This window comes from Scandinavium sp. NPDC088450, from assembly GCF_044900545.1.
Lineage (GTDB): Bacteria > Pseudomonadota > Gammaproteobacteria > Enterobacterales > Enterobacteriaceae > Scandinavium.
Genome location: NZ_JBJDNI010000002.1, coordinates 39,805 through 64,035, shown reverse-complemented (window position 1 = coordinate 64,035; position 24,231 = coordinate 39,805). Strand labels below are relative to the sequence as shown.

Here is a 24,231-nt window from a genome sequence, read left to right as displayed (position 1 = left end):
GTTACTCACTCATTCATGACAATGATAAAAGGAAGACATGAATGAACAGAAAATTTGTTCTGCTGGCGCTGGTCTTTTTCCTGTGGGGAAATATCACCTCCATTAACAGCGTTATTATTTTGTTCTTCTACCACTATTTCCAGATTAGCTGGCAGCAGGCCATGTTAGTCACGGTGCTGTTTTACCTTGCGCCGTTTGTCAGCTGTATTCCCTGTTCTGCGCTTATCACTCGCTATGGTTACCGCAGAATGCTGGAGGGGTCGCTGCTGCTAAGCGTCACCGGATGCACACTCATCGCCGCGACCATTCACGAAAGCTCCTTTATCGGCGCACTGATTGGCGTGTTCATTTCGGCCGTCGGCGTGGCTGCGATGCAGGTTGTGGCTAACCCTTATCTGGCGTTGCTCAGCTCGCCGGAAAGACGAGTGAGCAATCTCAGCCTGGCGTCAGCAGTCAATTCACTGGGTACAACGCTGGCCCCGATTTGTATCGCCACCCTGCTGAAAGTCTATCCCGCGCTACCCGAACTGGGACAAGAACCGATGAGCGGAATGTGGCTGGCGCTGGCGTTATTTTCGCTGGTTCTGTTGTGTGGCATCAAGCTTCTGCACCTGCCGGATGTGAATGCCCCTACGGCAACAGTCCAACCCAATCGCACGAGCCTGTGGAAGCAACCGCAAGTCATCTTCTGTATTGCCGCCATTTTTATTTATGTGGGTGTTGAAGTTGCACTGGCCACCAGCTTGCTCAAATACCTGACGCTCAGTGCCGGATGGTCGGCAGAAATAGCGATGTCTCTCATTACGCTGTACTGGGGCGGCGCGCTCGCTGGGCGTTTGCTGTTTGGTTTATTCGGCAATCAAACTCATAGCGCCAGTGTGTTCAAATACGCGACGCTGTTTTGCCTGCTGCTGGTTTCCCTGGCCATCGCGCTGAATAACACCGTGGGCGGTTGGCTCCTCTTGTTGGCAGGTGTAGGCAATTCGGTTATGTACCCGGTCATTTTCGCTCACGCCATTGGTCAGCAGCCGCAAAGAGCCAACGTGCTGGCAGGTGCAATGGTGATGGCGGGCATCGGTGGCGCGATCCTGCCGTGGGTGCAGGCACTGATGATTGATACGCTGAGTTTACGGGTGAGTTTTTTACTGCCGCTGGGATTGTATGCGCTGCTTGCTTTATGGGGAGTGGGCTTTTTGCGCCAGCGAGAATGGGTGTCGCCCCCTCTCCCCGGCCCTCTCCCAAAGGGAGAGGGAGAATAAAAACCAGCTCCGGTCTGTTCCCTCTCCCTGCGGGAGAGGGTTAGGGAGAGGGGGAAATCTCACACCGCAGCCAAAAGAAAAGCCGGGAAGAGTTCTCTCCGCCCGGCTTGTCTGTACTTGTAGGCCTTTACAACGTAATCACCATCTCATTTCCCTGAGCCGCAACCACCACGCCCCATTCGCTGCCAGACTGTGAGCCGCCCTGCACACCAGCAACCTGCTGCACGTTACGCAGGCACAGCGTCCAGTTGCTTGCGTTGCCACTACCCTTCACGGTAATGGCGTTGCCCTGGCGTTTCGCGGTCAGCGTAAAGACGGTAGAACCATCCGCAGCCGGAACCTGGCACACAGCTTCACGTCCGTCTTCCAGATGGAACAGCTGGAACGCGGTGCCTTCATGCCACGCGTAATCAGGCTTCTGTGTATTGTTCCCCAGCGCCAGCAGCGTGTTGTCACGCACGTATACCGGCAGGCTCAGTGCGTCGTGCTGCTGTTTGTGCCAGCGACTTCCCTGTGCTTCGTCGTTATGCCACAGATGCGTCCAGCGGCCTTCCGGCAGATAAACCTGCACGTCGCCTGCTTCAGAGAACACCGGTGCAACCAGGATTGAATCCCCAAGCATGTACTGACGGTCGAGGTAATCGCACGTCGGATCTTCCGGGAACTCCAGCATCATTGAGCGCAGCATCGGCGTGCCCGTTTCATGGGCAATCGCTGCCTGACGATAGAGATACGGCATCATCCGGCATTTCAGCTCGGTGAAGTGACGCACCACATCGCAGGATTCATCGTCGTACGCCCACGGCACACGGTAGGATTTGCTGCCGTGCAGGCGGCTGTGGCTGGAAAGCAGCCCGAACGCACACCAGCGTTTGTAGACATGTGCCGGGGCGGTGTTTTCGAAGCCGCCGATATCGTGGCTCCAGAAACCAAACCCGGACATGCCGATCGACAGGCCGCCGCGCAGGCTTTCAGCCATGGATTCATAGTTGGCGTAGCAGTCGCCACCCCAGTGCACCGGGAATTGTTGCGCGCCCACGGAAGCTGAACGGGCAAACAGCACCGCTTCCTGCTCGCCAACCGTCTCTTTCAGCACGTTCCACACCAGTTCGTTGTAGGCGAACGCATAATGGTTGTGCATTTTCTGCGGGTCAGAGCCGTCATGCCAGACCACGTCTGTCGGGATGCGCTCGCCGAAATCAGTTTTGAAGCAGTCCACGCCGATATCCACCAGGCCTTTCAGCTTGTCGGCATACCACTGACAGGCTTCCGGATTGGTGAAGTCATAAATCGCCAGACCCGGCTGCCATTTATCCCACTGCCACACCGACCCATCCGGACGTTTCAGCAAATAGCCTTTCTCTTTCAGCTCTTTAAATACCGGGGATTTCTGCCCGATGTACGGGTTGATCCACACGCAGACCTTCAGCCCTTTGTCCTTCAGACGGCGGATCATCCCTTCCGGATCCGGGAACGTCACCGGGTCCCATTCGAAATCGCACCACTGGAAGGCCTTCATCCAGAAGCAGTCAAAATGGAACACGTGCAGCGGCAGATTGCGCTCGGCCATGCCGTCGATAAAGCTGTTCACCGTCGCTTCGTCGTAGTTGGTGGTAAATGAAGTGGTGAGCCACAGGCCAAACGACCAGGCCGGTGGCAGAGCAGGACGCCCGGTGAACTGCGTATAGCGGTTCAGCACGTCTTTCGGCGTCGGACCATCAATCACGAAATACTCAAGATATTCGCCCTCGACGCTGAACTGCACCTTCGACACTTTCTCCGAGCCGATTTCAAACGACACGTTTTCCGGGTGATTCACCAGCACGCCGTAGCCACGGTTAGTGATGTAGAACGGGATATTTTTGTACGATTGCTCGGTGCTGGTACCGCCATCACGGTTCCAGGTTTCCACCGTCTGGCCGTTGCGCACCAGCGCGGTAAAGCGCTCGCCCAGGCCGTATACCGTTTCGCCCACACCCAAATCCAGACGTTCGAACATGTAGTTGCGATCGGTATTCGCGTCCTGCACATAGCCGTTGTTTTTGACCTGGCTGCCGGTGATACGCACGCCGTTACGCAGGAAATCGAGCGACCAGAGCTCACCTTTGCCAACCCGCACGCTCAGGTTGCCGCTTTTCAGCTCAGCAAACTCGGCGGTGTTCTGCATCTCCACTTTCACGTCTTTCAGCACGTTAAGCGGATAGTGCGGCCCTTTGTCCTCCACGCCCTGGAAATGCTCGATGCGAACGCCAATCACGCCTTCCTGCGGCGAGAAAAAGCGCAGCGTAAACAACGGAGTATCCAGTTGCCAGGTACGCTCACGCACATCGCGCGGCGCGGCGTACACCACCATTTCGTTGCCCTGCTGCTCGACGTCGAACACCTGCAACGGGTGGATAAGATTCAGTCCAGGTTGAATAAGCCAGTTTCCATCACTGATTTTCATGCCTTTTTCCTCTTAGTTCGCGAATTCTTTGCTGACGGGAGCCTTGTCAAACTCCTGCTGATTGCGGCGTGCGCCCTGCGCGATATCCGCCATGATTTTTCTCAGCATTGGGGTTTTCAGCGTGTAATAACGTTTGGCGATCACGGCGCTCAACAGGTAGCAAGCCGCCGGGACCAGGGTAAACAGAGCGATAATGATGTTGATAGTGTCGGCATTCTGGGTTTTCGCCCCGGCATCGTAACCGCCTGCCGCGAGCATCCAGCCAATCATTGCACCACCCAGCGCCAGGCCGAGTTTCAGCACGAACAAGGTGCCCGCGAAGCTGATGCCGGTCAGGCGTTTGCCGTTGCACCATTCGCCGTAGTCGACGGTGTCGGACATCATGACCCACTGAATCGGCGTCACCAATTGGTGCAGCACGCCAATCACGAAGATGAAGACAAACATCACGATGTTGGCCTGAATCGGCACAAAGAACATCGCCACGCTTAGTACCGTCAGCGCGGCGTTAGTCCACCAGAACACGCTGACCTTGCATTTCCAGTCAGTGAGTGGTTTCGCCAGCGCAGAGCCAATCAGGTTGCCGACGCAGTAAGTGCAGAGGAACGCGGTGAACAGCCCGGTGGAACCCATAATCCAGGTGGTGTAATACATCATCGCGCCGCCACGCACGCACACCGCGAGGATGTTGAGGATGGTCAGCAAGCCGACAATGCGCCACTGGTCGTTCTGCCAAATGTCGCGCAGGTCTTCACGCATCGAAGAGGTGCTCGGCGGCACCTGGATGCGCTCTTTGGTGGTAAAGAAGCAGAACGCCAGCATCAGGAACGCCACTACAGACAGCACCGCGATCCCGCCCTGGAAACCAAAGGCTTTATCGTCGCCGCCAATCAGGTTCACCAGCGGCATCATCAGCACGGTGGAGAGCATGCCGCCCGCCGTCGCCAGCACGAAGCGCCAGGACTGCAACGAGATGCGCTGCGTTGGGTCGTCGGTGATCACCCCGCCCAGCGCGCAATAAGGAATGTTGACCACGGTATACAGCAGCGTGAGCAGGGTGTACGTCACTGCCGCGTAAATCAGTTTGCCGTTGTGCGAGAGGTCCGGCGAGCTATAAGCCAGTACGCAAACCAGGCCAAACGGGATAGCGCCGAACAAAATCCACGGGCGGAACTTGCCCCAGCGGCTGCGGGTACGGTCGGCCAGCAGGCCCATGCACGGGTCGGAAATGGCATCCAGCGCGCGGGCGAGCAGGAACATGGTGCCGACGAAGCCTGCGGGAATACCAAAGATATCGGTATAAAAAAACATCATGTACAACATGACGTTATCAAAAATGATATGACTGGCAGCATCTCCCATGCCGTAGCCAATCTTCTCCTTTACGGACAACACTTCATGACGCATTTTTCTCATCCTTCGCAAGGTCATCAGACACCAGTAACCGGTTCCAGAGTTGTAACCCATAGGCCGTGCCGATGACATTCCGATATCTCGTTAGCGGATTATGTTTCTTGTTTTCTGTGATCGCGGTTCGGGAGAAGAATGTGTAAAAATGTAACTTGCGGATTTTCTGAGAGTTTATGACAGAAGTGATGATTTGCTACACACTCAGGAGAAATAATTACATCAAAGAGTGGGGTAACTGCCTGAAAGTAGCTATAATGCGCCCCGCCTCCATGTAGCAATCGAGGCGCGGAAGGTCGTCGTCTCCGGTGAGGCGGCTGGACTTCAACTCCAGTTGGGACCGCCAGCGGCCCCGGGCAGGTTCGACTCCTGTGACTTTCCGCCAATTTATCCTCTATGAATAATTCTCTATATAGCTTTATACTACTTTTATTATAGACTTATGCCTCTTACTTTTAGCAGATCGAAAGTAACTATTTATCTAGCTTAGACCATCAGCACGAGTATTAAATCTTGCTAGATTTAATTTGGTATACTTTAAACATTATTTATATCGTATTTCACTGGTGAGGAAAAATCATGATCCACGAATCAGGTTACTGGAAAGATGATCTTCTTAAGACAGCTGATAGGTTAGAATTAAGATTAGTTCAAACCAGGTGGGGTGAAAAAAACCTATATACTATAGAAAAAGAAGTGTTTATTGGTTTTTATTCTGTCAGGAAATTAATTGAATCAAAAAAGATATCAGATTCTATAAAAACAAAGCTATACAATGTTAAAGAATTCCCATACAACGGAAACATTAATACTATTGCAACATGGTTTAAAGCTGAAGACTATTCATTTGATCAAGCAATACCTTCAAAAATAAACATCGTATCATTGTGCAACCAATTTATTCATAGCCATCACTTTCTCCCATTCTTACCTAATGGAAAAAACTTAATCGGTTTCTTCTTTTGCTCAGACCTAAAACGCACATCAGGATTGTACTTCATCACTCTATTTGATGTTGTCGACATATTTAGGACTATTGGTAGAAATTACCCATCCTCTATGCAAATGACTCGAACTCAAAGTGGTAAGGTTCATATAAAGATAAAATAATAATGCAGCAACGCATTACCAAATAAAATTATTTAGATTTTAATCTAATTTTACAAGCCTCTTTCACCCACTTACTGAAATTCCCCTTTCCAGCCGCTTTCTCAATCTGTTCTAAAAGCTCGTCCTCAAAGCGGATGTTCTTCATGGTGCTTTTTTTACGGTCGATGCCTGGCAGTGCGCGAACACTCTCAGGCATCTCACCGCACCAACTATCAAGGAGTTGATTATGGCTGGAAAACATTCTACCTCAGACCGTTCTGTAATCGGAACCTCGCGTCGGTTCATTGTGGGATATCGTCCACGAAGTAAAGATCGTACGACCCCGAATCTGGTGATTTGTGGCAAGTGGATGAATGAGGCCGGGTTTACTATCGGGCATCATATTGCAGCCAAAGTGATGGACGGGTGCATCGTTCTGGTGGCGGATAGCCCGAAAGAGAAAGGGCTGATTGAGGAACTGCGCGAGGCGAAAAAGGCTCTGGCGGAAATCCAGGATTCGCTGACTGCGCTTCAGAAATTGCCGTTACTGTAATTATCAGATAGGCCTCACCGAAAGCCCATCTCCCGGTGAGGCGCATCCCGCCTAGCAAGCCTCGCCAAACCCCGCAGCAAATGCCGACTTCAGCTCCGTCATAAATGCCAGTTCGTCCTGGCCGTCGCAGATCAGATCGATCATCGAATTGCCCTTCACCCCCGCACCTAAAATGCTCATCATTCCTTTGATCGGGACTTCTTTGCCGTTGTTCACCAGCGTCAGAGTGGCGTCGTATTTTTTAACGATTTTCGCCAGCGTCGCCGCCGGCCGGGCGTGCAGGCCGGTGCTGTTCACCACCTTAACGGATTGTTTGATCATGGCTCCTCCTTAAGATGCCTGGCGAAATGCCGGATGGGCTCTGTTCATCATCAGAATTTTGGCATAAACATCCTCTTCCACCGCGTGTTTGGCGCTCGCCATTACCCGCGCGAGGTTCGCTTCATTGTTGTTACGCATCCACGCCTGACCGACGGCGGTGATAAACGCTTTGCGCAGGTCGCTGGCGATGTTCACCTTCACCACGTTGTAATTGACGAAGCTACGCAGAATGTCTGCGTCGATGCCGGAGCCGCCGTGGATAACCAGCGGCACCGGGGAAAGTTCGGCGATGCGCTTGAGCAGTGGGATGTCGATACGTGGGATGTCTTCCAGGCCGTGCACGTTGCCGACGGAAACGGCGAGAATATCGCAGCCCGTTTCTTCCACGAAGCGCCGTACTTTCTCCGGCTCGGTTTTGCAGTCCGCTTCGCTGACGTGATCGTCTTCTTTGCCCAGAATCGCCCCCAGCTCGGCTTCCACCGGCACGCCGAAGGATTTACAGAAATCCACCGCTTCGCGAGTGAAGGCGATATTCTCTTCGAAGGGTAACTCTGCACCGTCGATCATTACTGAGGTAAACCCGGCGCGTACCGCCTGTTTCACGTCGTCCAGCGTTTTGCCGTGGTCGAGATGCAGGCTCACCGGCACGTCCATTTTGTCGGCGTGGCGCTTCACGATTTCATAGATGTAGTCGTAGCCAGAAAGCTGTGCGTTGGTCGGCGCTATCTGAATGAAATTCGGTAATCCTGAGCGTTCAATGGCATTCAGAATCGAAATTGTTGTTTCCAGATTGGTGGTATTAAACGCCCCCGCAAGAACGCGTTTTTCCCGGATCCGGTCGAGCAGGATCCTACCGTTGACTAATGGCATGTGAACTCCTCATCTCTTCTTTTAAAACGATTATGTGTTGGCGATTATTCGCAGGTCGTAATACCTTCCTGCTGCAATTTAAAGTGGTAGAACGCCTGCCACTGTGTTTGATATTCCTTTAATTGCCACGCCCGGTTCGGGTTCGGCAAATAACGCCCGGCGATGTCTATTTTCGGCGGTGCTAATTCCGGGCAGGCCATCATTAACGCCCCCATGGAAACCGCTTCATCAAACGCGGCCGCCTCTACCGGGCATTGCAGGGTGTCGGCTTTTAGCTGCAGCCAGAACGGGTTATTCACCGCCGGGCCAATCACCTTAAGCGTCTGCTCCGCAGGCAGGCTGAAGCAGGCCGAGCAGTTGGCGTACTCCATCGCCAGCCCCAGAAACACGCTTTCGAGCAGCGTTTCGGTACTCAGATCGTCGCCAAGTCCGTACAGCAGCCCGCGCGTGCTGCGGTTTTTATTCGGCGAGCCCGAGCCGCGCAAATGCGGGATAAACACCGGCACTGCGTCCGGAGACCAGCTCGCCCGCTGGTAGCGTTGCCAGATGTTCTCCAGCGCGGCGTCCGTCTCTTCCCTGGTGAGGCGAAACGTTTTTTGCAGCCACTCCAGCGCATAGCCACCAATGGGCAGCGAGGCAAACAGCGTGTACAGCTCGCCGTCGGAATAGCAGCCGTTCGCCAGCTTGTCGCTCTGCGCCTGCTCGCTTAGTGTCGGCGTGCGGTTCAGCAGCAAAATCCCTTCGGTGGTTCCCGTCGAGTTGAGCACTTCCCCCGGCTGCATCTGTAAGGCCCTTGCACCAACCATATGGTCATGCCCTGCCAGCGTGACGCTGACGTTTCCGCTCAGCCCCAGTTCAGCGCACATCTCATCCGACACAACGCCAACCAGATTGCCCGGCGGCAGCAATGGCGCGAGAGCAGTAAACGGAATACCGAGGATCTCCGCAGCCCGGCGCGACCACTGGCGGCGGCCAACATCCAGACACTGCGTGCGGCTGGCGAGAGAAATCTCTGTGCGTTTCAGCCCCGTCATGCGCCAGGCCAGTACTTCCGGCGCATGCAGCCAGCAGATGTCCTTTCTTTCCCTCAGGCCGTAGTTGTCCAGCAGCCAACGCATTTTGAACGCCGAGTAGTTGCTGTGCGACGGCAGACCGGTGATGGCGTACAACTCACGCTTATCCTCTTCAGAAAGCTCTCTGAGATACGCTTCGCCCCGGCGATCGTACCAGGCCAGCATCGGCGTCAAAATCGTGCCTGACTCATCGACAAACACACCTGATTCCCCGAAGCTGGCGATACTGACCCGGCTCACCGGCAGGGAGGAGGCCGCCGCCAGCTCAGCCATGACGCGACGCAACGTCTGCCACAGTGCTTCGATATCGAAATCAACATCCCCTTGCGCAGAAACCTGCTTCGGCGTCGCAAATTTGCTCACGGCCAGAAGTGACGCGTCGTGGCAGGCATAACAGCTTACTTTGCAGTTCGTGGTGCCCATATCGAGGACGATTGCCGCGCTGCTCTCAGGCATACACCGTTCCTTTTGTCAGTCTGAACACGCCGTACAGCACCAGCGCCACCACCGGGATCAGGCCAATGGCAATCACGTTGCCGTTAAAGATTTCCAGCAGCCAGAAGCGGAACGGGTTGCCGCCGTCGAGGAAGCTGGAGACCTGGCCGCTGGAGCCTTCGGCAAACTTGAAGTTCACGTCTTTCGCCATGCCGGTGATGAATGGGGCGATTTTGGTGGCAATCCACAGGTCGGCGACAATCACCGGAATGGCGGTGATCACCGAGCGGAAGATATTGCCGCGACAGGCGAGGACAATCATTGAGGCCATTACAGCCAGGTTGGCCAGGTCGCCCAGCGGCAGCACTTTGTTGCCCGGCAGCATGAAGGCGATGAACACCGAGATAGGCGTCAGCAGCAGCGCCGTAGAGATAATCGCCGGGTTGCCGACCGCGACGGCGATATCCAGCCCAATGTAGAGATCGTCCCGGCCAGGGTATTTGGCATTCAGGTATTTTTTGATGGCTTCAGACAGCGGCAGCAGACCTTCCATCAGAATGCGCACCATGCGCGGCAGGATGAACATCACGCCGCCAATACTGATGCCCAGCAGCAGAATGTGTTTGAAATCGTAGCCCGCTATCACCCCCAGCAATACGCCGAGAATGGTGCCGACCATCATGGGCTCGCCGCAAATGCCGAGCTTTTTCTGCACGTTTTCCGGGTCGATATGAATGCGGTTGAGACCTGGGATTTTATCGATGATTTTGTCGAACAGCAGGCCTATCGGGAAGAACACCACCGAGGAGAGCGTCGGCAATGAAATGCCTTCCAGACCAAAGTATTTACTGACCAGCGGCGCGGACCAGTCCGCCAGTTTCAGCACCACGATAGCGGCCACAGCAGCAGCGAGCAGGCCCAGCACGAAGCTGCCAGTACTGTAGTAAACCAGGGTACCGGCCAGCGCAAAGTGCCAGTAGTTCCACATATCGACGTCGACGGTGCGGGTTTTATTCAGTGCCAGCATCGCCACGTTGATCAGAATGGTCAGCGGAATGACGAAGGGTGCAATCGGTGAGCCCCAGGTGATGGCCGACAGCGGCGGCCAGCCAAGATCCACCACCGGCAGGTTGATGCCTGTGCGCTCGACCATTGCCTGCGCCGCCGGACCGACGTTGCTGGTCAGAATGTCGAAAATGGCATAGATGCCAACGAAACCAATGCCTACGGTCAGGGACGAGCGCAGCGCTTTGGCAGGTTTCACCTTGAAAAACAGGGCGAGGATAAACAACACCAGCGGCAATAATACGGTAGGGCCAAAGCCCAGAATATATTGCACCACGGTATACAGAGTATGGGCTAAATCGTTCATATCAGACCTCGTTTTCAGGCATAACCAGACCTCGCGTGAGCGCCTGGATATCTTAGCTGAAAGGTTTATTTAGATTTTATTGCTGGCCTTTGAGGATCGCGACTATTTTCTCAAGGACCTTATCTTCGCCAATGCCGGTTATTATCGGCAGACCGTTGACCACCGGAATATCAAGTTCATAAGGCACTTTCGTAGTAGAAACAACCAGTGTTGCACCATCGGTATTATTGGGCAAAGAAGCTACGTTAGTTTGTGAATAATTCACCTGCAAACCCTGCTCTTTACAATATTCCATGACTTTTTCTGTTACCGCCGTCGAGGTCGCAATCCCGGTGGCGCAGACAAATAAGATAGTTTGACTCATAACTCACTCCTTTCAGCCATTCTGGCCAGAATCGATTGATATATCTCCTCATCTTCCATAATAAGAAGCTTTTGCATGAAGTCCGCGTCCTGGATGAGTTCCATTATCCATCCCAGCACGTTGAGCTGTTTATTACTCTCCCCGAGCGCCAGCATGAAAATCACCCTGACCGGCACGGGTTCGGGTTCGCCACCCATGTCTTCAAACATCACCGGCTCGGATAAGATCCCCACGCTGATCGCGTTGCGATGAACATGTTTGTGGTCAGTATGTGGGATAGCCACGCCAACCGGCTCCACCGCCAGCCCCGTTGGAAAGGTGGCTTCACGAGCGATGACATGGTGGGCGAAATCCTCAACGACCATTCCATCAGCAATGAGAGGAGCCGCTAACAGTGGGATCAACGCTTCCGGCGTCAGTCCTTGTGGTAAATGCTGAACAAAATGTCGACGAAAATAAATATCCTGCATAATGTCCCCGTTGTATTAATTGGCATCCCGACGTTGCAATATAGTGCCGAGATAATATTTATTGCCTTTCAGCCAGACGTTACCGAACTCCACCGGCAAACCGCGACTGAAGAAAACCAGCTGCTCCAGATGCAGTACCGGTGCATCTTCGCTGATATCCAGATAATGACCGCGGTCATTGCCGATTAAGCGCGCGGCGTAGCGGCTTTCGGAATAACGAATTTTATTCCCTGATAACCGTTCGATCGTTGGAAAAAGATTCTGCTGGGTAAAATCAACATCGGTAATGCCTGGGCAAAGTTCGATGTTAATTCGGTTCTCAATCAGCATCACTTTCTCTTCACCAATACAACGTAAACGCTCGAGAAATAAAATATCCTGACCCGGTTTGATATTAAGCTTTTCCGCCACATAGCGATTGGCGGGCTCAATCCTTGAACTGATGACACTGGTGGTAAAATGGATTTTCTGGCTTTCCAGCGCTTCGGCAAAGGACAGCAACCCTTCGCCTAGCGGGTAGGCAATGTTCTCTTTCTTGACGAACGTGCCTTTCCCCTGCACCTGCACCAGCACCCCTTCCCTAACCAGCTGATTAACGGCCTTTTTTACCGTCCCCCGGCTGACTTCCAGCATATCCATAATCTGGAATTCGGAGGGGATGCGGTCGTCCTCCACCAGCTCACCGCTATAAATGCTTTCCCTGATCCACTCTACAACCTGCTGATAAAGCGGGATCTGCGAACTCTTACTCAACGTTTTCATGGCGCGCACCTGAACATTCAGAGTTGTCTATAGACAATCATGTACAACATTGAGCTTATCTTAGGCAATTACATTGCGGAGGGGATCGAGGGGAATCACAGTTTGAGGGACCAAAATCGGATCAAATTTATGTGATTTTCGTCACGTTTACGTGTTTTTCGATGTTGATTATGGAAGGGTAAAGCATAACCCGCAGCGCATTTAAGTTCCCCGCACCTTGTGTCGCTCTTGAATAAATTAACCGATGGAGCGCCGCATGAAAAAATTATTCGTATTACTGTTCCCCCTGCTGCTGGCAGGCTGCGCCACTATTGTGGGCAATAATGAAGAGCGGGTGTTCATCGACAGCGTGCCGGAACACGCCACTTTTGTGATTGCCGACAGCAACGGGCAAATCAAGGCAACAGGCACCACGCCGCAATATGTCACGCTGAAGAAAGCGGACGGCAGCTATTTCGGCAAAATCAATTACACGCTGACGCTGGCGCACGAAGGCTATAACTCGTCGATCATTCCGCTCAGCACACGCTTCAGCCATTGGTACACCTTCGGCAATATCATTTTCTTTGGCGTGCCGGGCTGGCTGATTGTCGACCCGTTCTCTGGCGGGATGTATACGTTTAAGCAAGACCGCATTCAGACTTACCTGCGTCCTTGTCCTCAGGGGCCTTATAACTATATGTGTTCGTGACAAAAAATCGGGCCAGCATCCCGCTGGCCCTTTTCGCTACAGGTGACTCACTCATTCCCAGCCGGGCACGGCCCCGCCGTTAAAGATTTTTTCTGCTGCTTTTGCCACTTCCGGTGACTGATACGACTGGATAAATTCCTTCACGTTCTCCGCGTCTTTGTTGTCTTCGCGGGTCACGATGATATTCACGTAAGGCGAGTTTTTATCTTCGATAAACACGCTGTCATGCACCGGCGACAGGCCCATCTGTTGAATATAGGTGGTACTGATGATGGCGACATCCACTTTCGGATCGTCCAGCACGCGTGGCAGCTGCGCGCCTTCCATTTCCATGATGTTTAGCTTGCGCGGGTTATCGCTGATATCGAGCGATGTCGGCAGCAGGCCTTTGCCTGGTTTCAGGGTTATCAGCTTTTCTTTTTGCAGCAGTAACAGCGCACGGCCGAGGTTGGTCGGGTCGTTCGGGATGGCGACGGTGGCGCCGTCTTTCAGTTCGGAAACGGATTTAATCTTGCGGGAATAACCCGCCATCGGGAAGACAAACGTGTTGCCGACCGCCACAAGATGGTAGTCGTGCGCTTTATTGTCTTGTTCCAGGAACGGGCGATGCTGGAACACGTTCGCGTCCAGTTCTCCGGCATTGGTGGCGTCGTTGGGCAGCAGCGAGCCACTAAAGCCCACCAGTTCTACGTCCAGGCCGAATTTCTCTTTTGCCACCTTTTTGGCGACTTCGGCAACGTCCTGTTCTGCGCCATTAATGACGCCCACTTTGATGTGTTTCGTGCTGTCGCTTTTCTGGTCGCAACCGGTCAGCAGTAAGCCTGCCAGCACGATTGCACTCAGTGAGGAAAAAGATAATTTCACGCTGGCGTTCCTTTTAAAACATTCCGTTAAACAAGGTGTTCCTGATGAAAAATGACTATAACGGCTTTGCGCGAGCGTGGATAAAAACGAAAAGGAATGGATAAGAAGAAAAGATGATAAAGCGGAAATAATGACCAAAAACACAGCGAAGCCGGATGGCGCTGTCGCTTATCCGGCCTACAACGGCAGGTTTGCCAGGCCCGGCAAGCAACGCGCCGCCGGGCGAAAAGGGTTACGGCTTCGAAAGGGTATTCGCAATCGCATTAAACATCAGTGACGCTTCGAGCGGCTGCGCGCTGAATGACGGCTCCGCTTTCGGCCATGTCGACCACTGCACGATAACCAGTTTTTGCTGCGGATTGACCACAATCACCTGGCCGAAAATGCCCAGCGCCCACATCGTTTGCTGGCTGGACAAGCCTTCTTTCGGGCTGACATCTTTGGCATTCACCGGCACGCTGTTGTTCCACCACTGGTAGCCGTACATGCCGTCCGGGTGCGCGGCGGAAACGGATTTATCGGCGGTGTTCCAGGTTCTGGCGTCTTTTACCCAGTTGTCCGGCAGCATTTTCGTGCCATCCGGCAATACGCCGTTGTTCATGATAAACAGGCCGAATTTCCCCCAGTCTTCCAGAGTCGCGTTGAAGCCATGTGCGCCAACGTCATGTTTGCCCGGTTGATAGCTGTGCCACACGCCGTCATGCACCATGCCATACGGCTGCCAGATTTTTTCCTGTAAGTTCTGCGCCAGAGATTTGCCAGTGGCTTTTTCCAGCGTGTCGCCGAGCAGCCATGCGCCGCCGGAAGAGTAAGACCAGGCCGCGCCGGGTTTGGCATACGCGGTGCGTTTAGGGTCTTTCACCAGCGCGTTCACGCAGTCGTAAGTGCCCTTGTTCGCCTCACATTGGGTCAGTTTGGCAAAGTCAGACTGCGGATTGGTGTAGTCTTCATTCCAGGTCACGCCGGAGGTGTGTTGCATCAACTGACGCACGGTAACGTGTTCCCACGCAGTGCCTTTCACATCCGGGTTATATTTGACGATCTCATCGTCCAGCGAGGCGATTTTGCCCTCTTTCACCGCCACGCCCACCAGCGTGGACACCACCGATTTGCCGACAGAGCGCGATGTCCACAGCGTGGTTGGCGTGTTGCCGTGGCTGTAATACTGATACGCCACTTTGCCGTCTTTAATCACCATCATCCCGGTGACGTCATTGCGCTTGAGGTAATCCTGCAAGTGGTAGCTGTGGCCCTGATAGTCGTAGGTAGCGTCTTTTAACGAACGCAGCTCAACCGGGATCGGCTGCGGGTTGGCGGCTTTAAACACATCGCCCGGATAGGAGCGATAGTCATTACGAAAACCCACCACACGCTGCTGCTGATTCCAGGTCAGCATGTCTTTCACATCAGGAAGTTGGGTGTCCGCCGGAGCCGGGCAGGTCGTCAACTGAGGCACGCCACAGTCGTTGGCGGCGCTGGCCTGCAGCGTGAAGCCCAGGCATAAAGCCAGCAGGCAGAGTTGAGTGTTCATCTTGCGCATAAACGTACCTTTCATCGTTTTGATTTATGGGATGTCGGGCACTACTGTAGGCGAGATTTTCCGCCGCGCGCAGTCAGTAAGTGGGGGAAAATCCCCCACTACGGGAGTTATAACCCTAAGGCGCTGAGGCCGGGGTGATCGTCCGGGCGTCGGCCTTGCGGCCAGTGGAACAGGCGTTCGTATTCGGTGATCGGCACGTCGTTGATGCAGGCATAACGCTTGCTCATCAGGCCATTCTCATCAAACTCCCAGTTTTCGTTGCCGTACGAGCGATACCAGTTCCCGCTGTCGTCGTGCCATTCATAGGCGAAGCGCACGGCGATGCGGTTGTCGGTAAACGCCCACAGCTCTTTGATCAGCCGATACTCCAGCTCCTTGTGCCACTTGCGTTGCAGGAAGGCCACAATCTGATCGCGCCCTTCGACAAACTCGCTGCGGTTGCGCCAGCTGCTGTCAGGCGTGTAGGCCAGAGACACTTTCTCGGGATTGCGGCTGTTCCAGCCGTCTTCTGCGGCGCGGACTTTTTGTATCGCTGTTTCAAGGGTAAACGGGGGTAATGGCGGGCGTTGGTCAGTCATGGTGGCTCTCCGGTCAGGTCAGTCCCCTCATCCTGGCACAACGGGATAAAAACGAAACCGGGAAGTTTGTGCTTCCCGGTCTTCGGTTAGTGATGTGATTTTTTCAGCGGTGATTCCCGCAGGAACCACGACAGGACAAACGCCAGCACCATGATGCAGGCGGCCATCATAAAGGCTGCGTGAATCGCGGCCCCAAAGGCGTCGAGATAATCCACACGCAGCGCGTCCGGCAGATGATGTACCGCCACCGGGTTCATGCCGCGTGGCATTTCCGCGCCTTCTGGCAGCAGTTTCGTGAGGTTCGCTTGCAGCACGTGGGTGAACACGGCACCGAACAATGCCACACCAATCGACCCGCCAATCGAACGGAACAACGTGACGCCCGACGTCGCCACACCATACAGATTCGGCGCGACGGAGTTCTGCACCGCCAGCACCAGCACCTGCATCACCAGGCCAAGACCCATGCCCAGCACGCCGGTAAACAGATACAGGTGCCAGGTGGGTGAATCAATGGTGATGCGCGTCAGCAAGAGCATGCCACAAAAGCCCAACAACGTACCGAGGATCGGGAACAGGCGATATTTGCCGGTGCGGCTGATAATGCGTCCGCTGATAATCGACGTCACCAGCAGGCCGCCCATCAGCGGGATCAGCTGCAAACCGGCCTGGGTTGGCGTGGCATCTTTCACCACCTGCAAATACAGCGGCAGGAAGGTCACGGAGCCAAACAACGACATCCCGATAATAAAACCAATCAGGCTGCACAGCAGGAAGCTACGGTCACGGAACAGCGACAGCGGGATAATCGGTTCAAACGCCAGACGTTCTTCATAGATAAACCCGGCGATCCCCACCAGACCAAACGCCAGAATACACCACAGTTGCGGGTCGCTCCATTCGCGCACCGTGCCGCCTTCGGTGGTGAACAGCGTAATACACAGCAGCGCCATGCTGAGATACAGCGCGCCCAGCCAGTCAATCTGGTGCTCGCTGCGTTTGTTCGAGCTGTGGAACACCGCGCCAATCACCAGCAAGGCAAACAGACCCAACGGCAGGTTGATGTAGAAAATCCAGCGCCAGGAAGTGTGTTGCACGATAAACCCGCCGATCAGCGGGCCAATCACGGTCGCCAGACCAAACACACCGCCAAACAATCCCTGATAACGCCCACGGTCAGCCGGTGGGATCACATCCGCCACCGCCGCCATGCTGATAACCATCAGGCCGCCCCCGCCGAGGCCTTGCAGGGCGCGCATGATGACCAGCTGCGTCATGTTCTGCGCCAGGCCGCACAGTGCGGAGCCGACAAGAAACAGAACGATGGCGATTTGCAGCACGCGCTTACGGCCAAACAAATCACCGAATTTCCCGTACAGCGGCACCACGATGGTGGACGTCAGAATATACGCGGTAACCACCCACGACAGCTTATCGAGGCCGCCGAGTTCACCGACAATAGTCGGCAGCGCGGTCGAGACAATCGTCTGATCCAGCGCCGACAGCAGCATCACCAGCAGCAGGGCACTGAACAACAGACGAACAGATTTCACGCCCGTTGCCGGAACATGCTGGGGTTGAGTCATTGTTTTCGACTCCATAACAGGGCTCACTTGAAATTAATTAACTACACAATTAATATTTATGTAGCTTATCATTCAGGTCAAGAGATCGCCATCCAATGCCCGCACAGAAAGACAAAGAACATTCTGAGAAACCTCGCCGCCCTGGCCGCCCGCGCGGCAAGAAAGCCGGGGCTGATAACCGTGAACAGCTGATGGACATCGCGTTGATGCTGTTTGCTCGCCAGGGCATTGCCCGCGTTTCGCTGAATGCAATAGCCAAAGAAGCTGGCGTGACACCCGCAATGCTGCATTACTACTTCACCTCACGCGAAGCGCTTGTGGAACAGCTGCTGGAAGAGCGCTTTATGCCTCTGCGCAACCGCATCAGCCTGGTGTTTAGCGAGCATCCTGGCGACCCGATTACCTCACTCACGCTGATGGTAAAAGTGCTGGCGGAATTAGCGGAACAGAACGCCTGGTTTGCGCCGCTGTGGATGCAGGAGATGATTGGTGAGATGCCCATCCTGCGCCAGCACATGCACGCCCGCTTCGGCGACGATAAGCATCACCAGATGCTGACCACCATTAAGGGCTGGCAGGAAAGCGGCAAACTCAACGCCGGGCTGTCGCCCGAGCTGCTGATCACCACGCTGATAAGCCTGGTGCTGGTGCCGTTTTCCCGGCTGCGCACCGATGAACGAATGAAAAACCTTTCCCCCGACACCATTGTGCGCCATGCGCTGGCGGTTATGGGTCAGGGGATTGGCGGTTAGAGGGATTTGGTCAGGTAGTGGCGCTGCATGCCCTGATACGGGAAATCCTGAATGCTGTTGTGCAGGGTAAAGCCGCATTTCTGGTAGAACGGCAGCGCCTGGAAACTGGCGGTGTCGACCAACATATGGCGGCAGCCCCATTCCAGAATTCGCGCTTCGGCAGTGCGGATAAGCTCGCTGCCAAGGCCTGTGCCGCGCGTTTCTTCGCTTACCCACAGAAAATCAATGCACAGCCAGTCACCTTTGCGTTTGCCAATCAGGCCGCCGAGCATTTTGCCGTTTTCATCTCGAGCGTAAACGCCAAGGCTGTACCAGTCGCTGATATCAATAAACTGGCGATTAAAGGCACGCAGGCCATCGAGTAATTCTTCCTGATCTTCAGGGGTAATCTGCTCTTTCACTTCTATTTTCATCGCCGGTCTCCTTGTCGATATTGCCACAGGTTATATCACTGCCAATGAGAGCCCGGCAATCGGCTGTGTTATTCTCCCTCTCACACAAATCAGGTTGTTGAGGATGAGATGGGAGCCACACGCAAAGGGATGCTGAACGTACTGATCGCCGCCGTTTTGTGGGGGAGTTCGGGCGTTTGCGCGCAGTACATTATGGAGCAGAGCCAGATGTCGTCGCAGTTTTTGACGATGGTCCGTTTGATTTTCGCAGGCCTGATTTTGCTGATGCTCGGCTTCGTGCATGGCGATAACATCTTCCGCATTCTGAAGGACCGTAAAGACGCTCTGAGCCTGTTGCTGTTTTCCGTGGTGGGCGCGCTGACGGTTCAGCTCACCTTCCTGATGACCATCGAAAAATCGAACGCGGCCACGGCGACGGTTTTGCAGTTCTTATCGCCGACCATCATCGTGGCGTGGTTCGCGATCGCGCGAAAATCCCGTCCTGGCGGCCTGGTGTTCGCCGCCATTTTCACTTCGCTGATTGGCACCTTTTTGCTGGTGACGCATGGTAATCCTACCTCGCTGTCTGTCTCGCCTTCAGCGGTGTTCTGGGGCATCGCTTCAGCATTCGCAGCCGCGTTCTACACCACTTATCCCTCGCAGCTGATTGCGCGTTACGGCACGTTGCCGATTGTCGGCTGGAGCATGCTGCTCGGCGGCGCATTTTTGCTGCCGTTTTACGCCGGGGAAGGCATGAGCTTTGTGATCAACGGCAGCCTGCTGCTGGCGTTTTTCTATCTGGTGGTGATCGGCACGTCGCTGACCTTCAGCCTGTACCTGAAAGGCGCGCAGATGATTGGCGGCCCGAAAGCCAGCATTTTGAGTTGTGCGGAACCGTTAAGCAGTGCGTTGCTTTCGGTGCTGTTATTGGGCGTCAGTTTCGCTCTGCCTGACTGGGTTGGCACGCTGCTGATCCTGTCGTCAGTGGTGCTGATTTCGCTCGACTCGCGTCGTCACGCGCGGCTAAGTTGATGGCAAACCCTGTCAATCATGCCTTTGCACGATTATTTTTCTAATGCACTGATTTAGAAATAAATTCTTTCGGCCGCATTTGCGCATCAGGCGGCCTGCATATAGAGTTAATGGATGATGTCGCCACAGAAGAGAATCACCATGAAAACAGCTCCCCTGCTTTGCCTGCTGGCCTGCATGACCGTTCCGGCCGCATTGGCGAGCACACCACTGAAGGGCCTGCAGTTTGAAGCACAGAAACAGCAGGTGATGAAAGACGTGAAGAAAACCTGCACGCCCAGCAAGACCATGAGCGATACCGATTTCGGCAACAAAATTCTCGCCAATGAAGAGAACAAGATGCACGTCCGTGACGCCACGATTGCGCTGGAACGCAACAACCAGAAAAACTACTGGGATGCCATCGGGCAAATCCAGTGCCCGGATATGTAATCCGGGTTGGGTTATTTCATACGGACTTTTGTCGCCACCAGCAGCGCGGTGAGGAGCATCAGCGTGCCGGAAAGCATCAGTGGCGACAGCAAACCAAAGTGGTCCAGCGCGATACCGCCGACAGCGGCACCACAGGTATTGGCTAACTGAATCACTGCCACCTGAATTGACCCGGCTTTTTCCGCCTGATCGGAGAGCGAACGGGTGATCCACGTTGACCAGCCGACCGGCACCAACGCAAAAGCAAAGCCCCAGATAATCGCGACGGTGGCCGCCACTATTTTCTCACTGCCCCACAGCACTAACACCGCCGCACTGACTGCCAGAATAAGCGGCGCACAGGCCAGTGCCAGTTTGACCGAATGTTTGAGAATAGGCGCTGAAAGCGAGGTGCCGACAAAACTGGCAATACCAAAACTCAGCAGCACCAGCGTCAGGCCGTCAACATCGAAGCCCGCCAGCGTCATGAACACCGGGCGAATATAGGTGAAGAAAGCGAATTGCCCGGCGAAGGCCATGAAAATAGCGGTCATCCCCGCCAGCACGCCAGGTCGTTTAAGTAAGCCGAACATGTTGGCTTTCTGCCCGACTTCACCCGGCAAAGACGGCAATGCTTTCCATACCCAAACAATACACAGCAAGCCCATCAACGCTGCGCCATTGAAGACATTACGCCAGCCAATGATTCCGCCGAGGAAACTGCCCAGCGGCGCGGCAATCACCAGCGCTATCGACACCGCACCAAAAATGACGGAGAGTGCCTTCGGCACGACACGAGCAGGCACCAGACGCATGGTCAGCGAAGCCGACATCGCCCAGAATCCCCCGAGCGCAAGGCCAAGACAGGCGCGGCCTAACAGCAAAAGGCTGAAACTCGAAGCAAAGGAAACCAGCAGACAAGAAGCAGTAAGCAGCACGGCAAACAAGATGACGATCAGGCGCCTGTCGGTGCGGCCAATCACGTGCGTCACAAACAGGCTGGCGAACATCGCCACAAACGCCGTGGTGGTGACGGACTGCCCGGCAACCCCTTCAGTAATGCCGAGTTCCTGCGCCATTGGCGTCAGCAAGCTAACCGGCAGAAATTCCACGGTAATCAGACAGGCAACGCAGAACGCGACAGCAAATACCGCAGACCAGTTAGGCCGCGTGAGGGTATCGTCAGGGGATAATTTGGCTGTGCATTCGCTCATGGGAACCTGCGCTCTGTTTGGGGGAAAGTTGCGCAGTGTAACATTTTATTTGTGACGTATTTAACGTTTTGGCAACTATCGCAGAGAGCCCCTCTCCCTAACCCTCTCCCAAGGGGAGAGGGGACTGGACGGTATTCTCCCTCTCCCTTTGGGAGAGGGCCGGGGAGAGGGGAGACTGACACTCAATTCAGTGCAACCAGGTCACACCATCCTGCGGCATAAACAGTTGGTTATAGCGATGCTGGAAGCTGTTGAAATCATGCATATCCGGCTCCAGCTCACGTAAAAAGCTGAGCGCCAGACGGATTTGGGCATCGGTGATGGGCGCGGCAAGCCGGGCTTTTTGCATCTGCCGATGCCAGTACAACAGATTACTTTCGCTGGCATCCACTACCGCGACCTGCCAAATCAGCAGCACCTGCGCAGCATTCTGCAAATGCGCTTCGTTAGGACGCTCCAGATAGTGCAGATACTCTTCGCCCTGCTTTTTGCCCATCTGATCGATCATCGATTCTACCGGCATCGGCGTGACGCCTAGCCGCTCACTCAGGCGCTTTATCGCTCGACGTGAATCCGAGGTCAGCACCCTGAATCCCACCACAAACACCACCACTAACGTGGCTAACATCAACCAGATCATGCGTCCTCTCAGGCAATCATTGCCGTCACATCATAAAGCCCTGCGGACGCATGTCGACCCTTCGTGGCGTGAATTTGTGATGTATTTTTACTCTGCGTGCAGATCACTCAAAAAAGAGCCCTAGCTTGTTAAACACGCCCGGGTCGCTTTGGTGACGAACCACCTGCGTGACGTCTTCCAGCTTGTCGATTTGGCTGATCATCTGCTCCAGACGCTGATCGTTATTCACCAGCAGCCAGATCCGGCTTTTATCGCTGTTCTGAATCGGCAGACAGAGAATGCCTTCCACGTTAAACGCACGGCGAGCAAACAGGCCGCAGACGTGGGTCATTACGCCAGGATGGTTACGCACGGTGAGTTCCAGAATCACGTTGTCATGAATCGCGTTTTGCATGGCTTATTCCCCCACCATTTCAGTATTTGCAGCGCCCGGTGGCACCATTGGCCAGACTTTTTGTTCAGGATCGATACGCACATGAATCAGCGCCGGGCCCGGTCTGGAGATAATCTCCTGCAGCGCCGCTTGCGGATCTTCCGCTGCGTTGAGGTCGCAGGTTTGCAGGCCAAAACCTTGAGCAATCTGCATGAAGTTGATCATTCCCGGGTAGGTCGCCGCGAACACGCCCTGTTTATAGAACAGGCTCTGCTGCTGATGCACCAGACCCAGCGCTTCGTTGTTCATCAGGATGATTTTCACATCGAGCTGATTTTCTGCCGCCGTCGCCATTTCCTGAATGTTCATCATCAGGCTACCGTCGCCGGAGAAACACAGCACTTTGCGGTGAGGATTGGCCAGCGCCGCGCCAATGGCCGCAGGCAGACCAAAGCCCATGGTGCCGAGGCCGCCAGAGGTCAGCCACTGACGAGGGCGGTTTAACGGATAGGCCTGCGCCGTCCACATCTGATGCTGACCAACGTCGGTGGTCACAATCGCTTCGTCGTCAACGCATGCAGCTACGGCGTTAATCAAGCCGTAATGCGTCAGCGGATCGCCCGCTTGCGGAATGGCTGACGGGAATTCCTGCTGCAAATCTGCCACCAGTTGACGCCACTCTGTACGTGACTGCGCTTCAATCAGCGGGATCAGTTGGTCCAGCACTTCGCCAACATCAGCCTGCATCGCCACGTGAGGCTGCTTGATTTTGCCCAGCTCTGCGCGGTCGATATCCACGTGGATAATTTTAGCATTCGGGCAGAACTGCTCGGTTTTGCCAATCGCCCGGTCATCAAAACGTGCGCCTAAAACAATCAGCAAATCAGATTCTTGCAGGATGAAGTTGGTGCTGCGCGCGCCGTGCATTCCCAACATACCCAGCGACAGTGGGTGTGCTTTGGGCAGCATGCCAAGCGCCATCAGCGTCATGGTAGTCGGCAGGTTGGCTTTTTCCGCCAGCTTGCGGATTTGTTCCGGCACGTTAATCACGCCACCGCCCAGATAAAGCACTGGGCGTTTGGCGGCGTTAATCATCGCCGCCGCTTCGCGCACGTCGCTCAGATTAAACACGGGGGCTGGCGCTTTGCAGCCAGGCATCGGCAGGTCGTCGATGTCGATTTCTGCGGTCTGAACATCCTTCGGAATATCCACCCATACCGGGCCTGGGCGGCCAGACTGGGCAATGCGAAACGCATCGCTGATCACCTGCGGAAGCTCGCTGATATCGCGCACTAAGTAGTTGTGTTTGGTGATAGGGATAGAGATGCCGTAGGTGTCCACTTCCTGAAACGCGTCGGTGCCGATCATTGAGGCCGGAACCTGCCCGGTGATGCACACCAGGGGAATGGAGTCGAGGCGCGCGTCTGCGATGGCGGTGATCAGGTTGGTCGCCCCGGGGCCGCTACAGGCCATGCAAACGGCCGGTTTGCCCTGCGTACGCGCCATGCCCTGAGCGATAAACCCCGCGCCCTGTTCGTGGCGAGCCAGCACATGGCGAATTTGTTTGCTTTGGCTCAGCGCGTCGTACAGCGGTAAGACGGTGCCACCCGGAATGCCGGTAACCGTGGTGATGCCCTGACGCTCCAGCAAATGAACGATCAGCTGTGCGCCCGTAAAACGCTTTGCCTGAGATGTTGCTTGTGACGACTGCGTGCCCGAAGTAGCCATGCTCCAGTC

General features: G+C 54.6%; 26 protein-coding genes and 1 tRNA gene. 8 read left to right on the top strand and 19 right to left on the bottom strand.

The genetic code is table 11. The annotated features are described in order from the left end of the window. The first annotated feature begins 41 nt into the window (after positions 1-41). Positions 42-1,259, top strand: coding sequence for an MFS transporter (locus ACI2I2_RS02900; RefSeq protein ID WP_404656539.1), 1,218 nt, complete (start codon positions 42-44; stop codon positions 1,257-1,259). Positions 1,260-1,386: 127 nt separating this feature from the next. Here the strand turns inward: ACI2I2_RS02900 and yicI are convergent, their stop codons facing one another. After that, complete coding sequence (yicI, locus tag ACI2I2_RS02895; RefSeq protein ID WP_404656538.1) at positions 1,387-3,705, bottom strand: alpha-xylosidase; 2,319 nt, start codon at positions 3,703-3,705, stop codon at positions 1,387-1,389. 12 nt (positions 3,706-3,717) lie between these two features. Further along, positions 3,718-5,112 carry a glycoside-pentoside-hexuronide family transporter gene (locus tag ACI2I2_RS02890; protein ID WP_404656537.1) on the bottom strand — a complete coding sequence of 465 codons (1,395 nt, stop codon included), beginning with the start codon at positions 5,110-5,112 and terminating at the stop codon, positions 3,718-3,720. Positions 5,113-5,402: 290 nt separating this feature from the next. Here ACI2I2_RS02890 and ACI2I2_RS02885 point away from each other — a divergent pair. Both ACI2I2_RS02885 and ACI2I2_RS02880 read left to right on the top strand, forming a co-directional pair. Further along, positions 5,403-5,497: transfer RNA gene (locus tag ACI2I2_RS02885), tRNA-Sec, on the top strand. A 194-nt stretch (positions 5,498-5,691) separates the two neighbouring features. After that, positions 5,692-6,222 (top strand): hypothetical protein, encoded by a 531-nt coding sequence (locus ACI2I2_RS02880; RefSeq protein ID WP_404656536.1) that lies wholly within the window; start codon positions 5,692-5,694, stop codon positions 6,220-6,222. Between the two features lie 28 nt (positions 6,223-6,250). On the opposite strand, the gene ACI2I2_RS02875 is transcribed toward ACI2I2_RS02880, so the two are convergent. After that, positions 6,251-6,418, bottom strand: coding sequence for a YlcI/YnfO family protein (locus ACI2I2_RS02875; protein ID WP_404656726.1), 168 nt, complete (start codon positions 6,416-6,418; stop codon positions 6,251-6,253). Between the two features lie 30 nt (positions 6,419-6,448). Between ACI2I2_RS02875 and ACI2I2_RS02870 the strand changes: the two genes are divergently transcribed. Then, a complete protein-coding gene (locus ACI2I2_RS02870; protein WP_404656535.1) occupies positions 6,449-6,754 on the top strand; it encodes a SymE family type I addiction module toxin in 306 nt (101 codons plus the stop codon). A 51-nt stretch (positions 6,755-6,805) separates the two neighbouring features. Here ACI2I2_RS02870 and ACI2I2_RS02865 read toward each other — a convergent pair whose 3' ends face one another. From ACI2I2_RS02865 to ACI2I2_RS02835, 7 genes are all read right to left on the bottom strand, one after another. Then, positions 6,806-7,075 (bottom strand): HPr family phosphocarrier protein, encoded by a 270-nt coding sequence (locus tag ACI2I2_RS02865; RefSeq protein WP_404656534.1) that lies wholly within the window; start codon positions 7,073-7,075, stop codon positions 6,806-6,808. Positions 7,076-7,084: 9 nt separating this feature from the next. Further along, complete coding sequence (locus ACI2I2_RS02860; RefSeq protein ID WP_404656533.1) at positions 7,085-7,945, bottom strand: class II aldolase; 861 nt, start codon at positions 7,943-7,945, stop codon at positions 7,085-7,087. Between the two features lie 44 nt (positions 7,946-7,989). Next, complete coding sequence (locus ACI2I2_RS02855; RefSeq protein WP_404656532.1) at positions 7,990-9,474, bottom strand: L-fuculokinase; 1,485 nt, start codon at positions 9,472-9,474, stop codon at positions 7,990-7,992. Next, the gene (locus ACI2I2_RS02850; protein WP_404656530.1) at positions 9,467-10,825 is read right to left on the bottom strand and encodes a PTS galactitol transporter subunit IIC; all 1,359 of its coding nucleotides are present in this window, start codon (positions 10,823-10,825) and stop codon (positions 9,467-9,469) included. The genes ACI2I2_RS02855 and ACI2I2_RS02850 overlap by 8 nt, the downstream gene beginning before the upstream one ends. Before the next feature lie 76 nt (positions 10,826-10,901). Beyond that, on the bottom strand, positions 10,902-11,189 hold the full coding sequence (locus ACI2I2_RS02845; protein WP_330984658.1) for a PTS sugar transporter subunit IIB: 288 nt from the start codon (positions 11,187-11,189) through the stop codon (positions 10,902-10,904). Further along, the gene (locus tag ACI2I2_RS02840) at positions 11,186-11,659 is read right to left on the bottom strand and encodes a PTS sugar transporter subunit IIA (RefSeq protein WP_404656529.1); all 474 of its coding nucleotides are present in this window, start codon (positions 11,657-11,659) and stop codon (positions 11,186-11,188) included. The genes ACI2I2_RS02845 and ACI2I2_RS02840 overlap by 4 nt, the downstream gene beginning before the upstream one ends. Positions 11,660-11,674: 15 nt before the next feature. Continuing rightward, positions 11,675-12,421: a GntR family transcriptional regulator gene (locus ACI2I2_RS02835; protein ID WP_404656528.1), complete on the bottom strand. Its 747-nt coding sequence runs from the start codon at positions 12,419-12,421 to the stop codon at positions 11,675-11,677. 256 nt (positions 12,422-12,677) lie between these two features. Here ACI2I2_RS02835 and ACI2I2_RS02830 point away from each other — a divergent pair, with 256 nt between their 5' ends. Further along, positions 12,678-13,112 carry a hypothetical protein gene (locus ACI2I2_RS02830; RefSeq protein WP_404656527.1) on the top strand — a complete coding sequence of 145 codons (435 nt, stop codon included), beginning with the start codon at positions 12,678-12,680 and terminating at the stop codon, positions 13,110-13,112. A 51-nt stretch (positions 13,113-13,163) separates the two neighbouring features. Here the strand turns inward: ACI2I2_RS02830 and nlpA are convergent, their stop codons facing one another. The 4 genes from nlpA to ACI2I2_RS02810 form a co-directional block, all read right to left on the bottom strand. After that, positions 13,164-13,976, bottom strand: a complete 813-nt coding sequence (gene nlpA, locus ACI2I2_RS02825) for a lipoprotein NlpA (RefSeq protein ID WP_404656526.1) — start codon at positions 13,974-13,976, stop codon at positions 13,164-13,166. 232 nt (positions 13,977-14,208) lie between these two features. Next, positions 14,209-15,516, bottom strand: coding sequence for a serine hydrolase domain-containing protein (locus ACI2I2_RS02820; RefSeq protein ID WP_404656525.1), 1,308 nt, complete (start codon positions 15,514-15,516; stop codon positions 14,209-14,211). Positions 15,517-15,623: 107 nt separating this feature from the next. After that, positions 15,624-16,094, bottom strand: a complete 471-nt coding sequence (locus ACI2I2_RS02815) for a DUF1348 family protein (RefSeq protein WP_404656524.1) — start codon at positions 16,092-16,094, stop codon at positions 15,624-15,626. Positions 16,095-16,180: 86 nt separating this feature from the next. Beyond that, the gene (locus tag ACI2I2_RS02810; protein WP_330984649.1) at positions 16,181-17,695 is read right to left on the bottom strand and encodes an MDR family MFS transporter; all 1,515 of its coding nucleotides are present in this window, start codon (positions 17,693-17,695) and stop codon (positions 16,181-16,183) included. Between the two features lie 80 nt (positions 17,696-17,775). On the opposite strand from ACI2I2_RS02810, the gene ACI2I2_RS02805 reads away from it, so the two are divergent. After that, the gene (locus ACI2I2_RS02805) at positions 17,776-18,432 is read left to right on the top strand and encodes a TetR/AcrR family transcriptional regulator (RefSeq protein ID WP_404656523.1); all 657 of its coding nucleotides are present in this window, start codon (positions 17,776-17,778) and stop codon (positions 18,430-18,432) included. Here the strand turns inward: ACI2I2_RS02805 and ACI2I2_RS02800 are convergent. Beyond that, a complete protein-coding gene (locus ACI2I2_RS02800) occupies positions 18,429-18,845 on the bottom strand; it encodes a GNAT family N-acetyltransferase (RefSeq protein WP_404656522.1) in 417 nt (138 codons plus the stop codon). The two genes, ACI2I2_RS02805 and ACI2I2_RS02800, sit on opposite strands and share 4 nt — an antisense overlap. Before the next feature lie 108 nt (positions 18,846-18,953). On the opposite strand from ACI2I2_RS02800, the gene ACI2I2_RS02795 reads away from it, so the two are divergent. Then, positions 18,954-19,856: an EamA family transporter gene (locus ACI2I2_RS02795; protein ID WP_404656521.1), complete on the top strand. Its 903-nt coding sequence runs from the start codon at positions 18,954-18,956 to the stop codon at positions 19,854-19,856. Positions 19,857-19,997: 141 nt separating this feature from the next. Beyond that, a complete protein-coding gene (locus tag ACI2I2_RS02790; RefSeq protein ID WP_404656520.1) occupies positions 19,998-20,288 on the top strand; it encodes a YicS family protein in 291 nt (96 codons plus the stop codon). Positions 20,289-20,299: 11 nt separating this feature from the next. Here ACI2I2_RS02790 and nepI read toward each other — a convergent pair whose 3' ends face one another. From nepI to ilvB, 4 genes are all read right to left on the bottom strand, one after another. Next, entirely contained in the window at positions 20,300-21,481 is a 1,182-nt protein-coding gene (nepI, locus tag ACI2I2_RS02785; protein ID WP_404656519.1) for a purine ribonucleoside efflux pump NepI, read from the bottom strand. Between the two features lie 187 nt (positions 21,482-21,668). Continuing rightward, positions 21,669-22,121, bottom strand: a complete 453-nt coding sequence (locus tag ACI2I2_RS02780) for a DUF1198 family protein (protein WP_330985994.1) — start codon at positions 22,119-22,121, stop codon at positions 21,669-21,671. A gap of 103 nt (positions 22,122-22,224) precedes the next feature. Further along, on the bottom strand, positions 22,225-22,515 hold the full coding sequence (gene ilvN, locus ACI2I2_RS02775; protein ID WP_154161090.1) for an acetolactate synthase small subunit: 291 nt from the start codon (positions 22,513-22,515) through the stop codon (positions 22,225-22,227). 3 nt (positions 22,516-22,518) lie between these two features. Continuing rightward, complete coding sequence (gene ilvB / locus ACI2I2_RS02770; protein WP_404656518.1) at positions 22,519-24,222, bottom strand: acetolactate synthase large subunit; 1,704 nt, start codon at positions 24,220-24,222, stop codon at positions 22,519-22,521. Positions 24,223-24,231 lie beyond the last annotated feature (9 nt).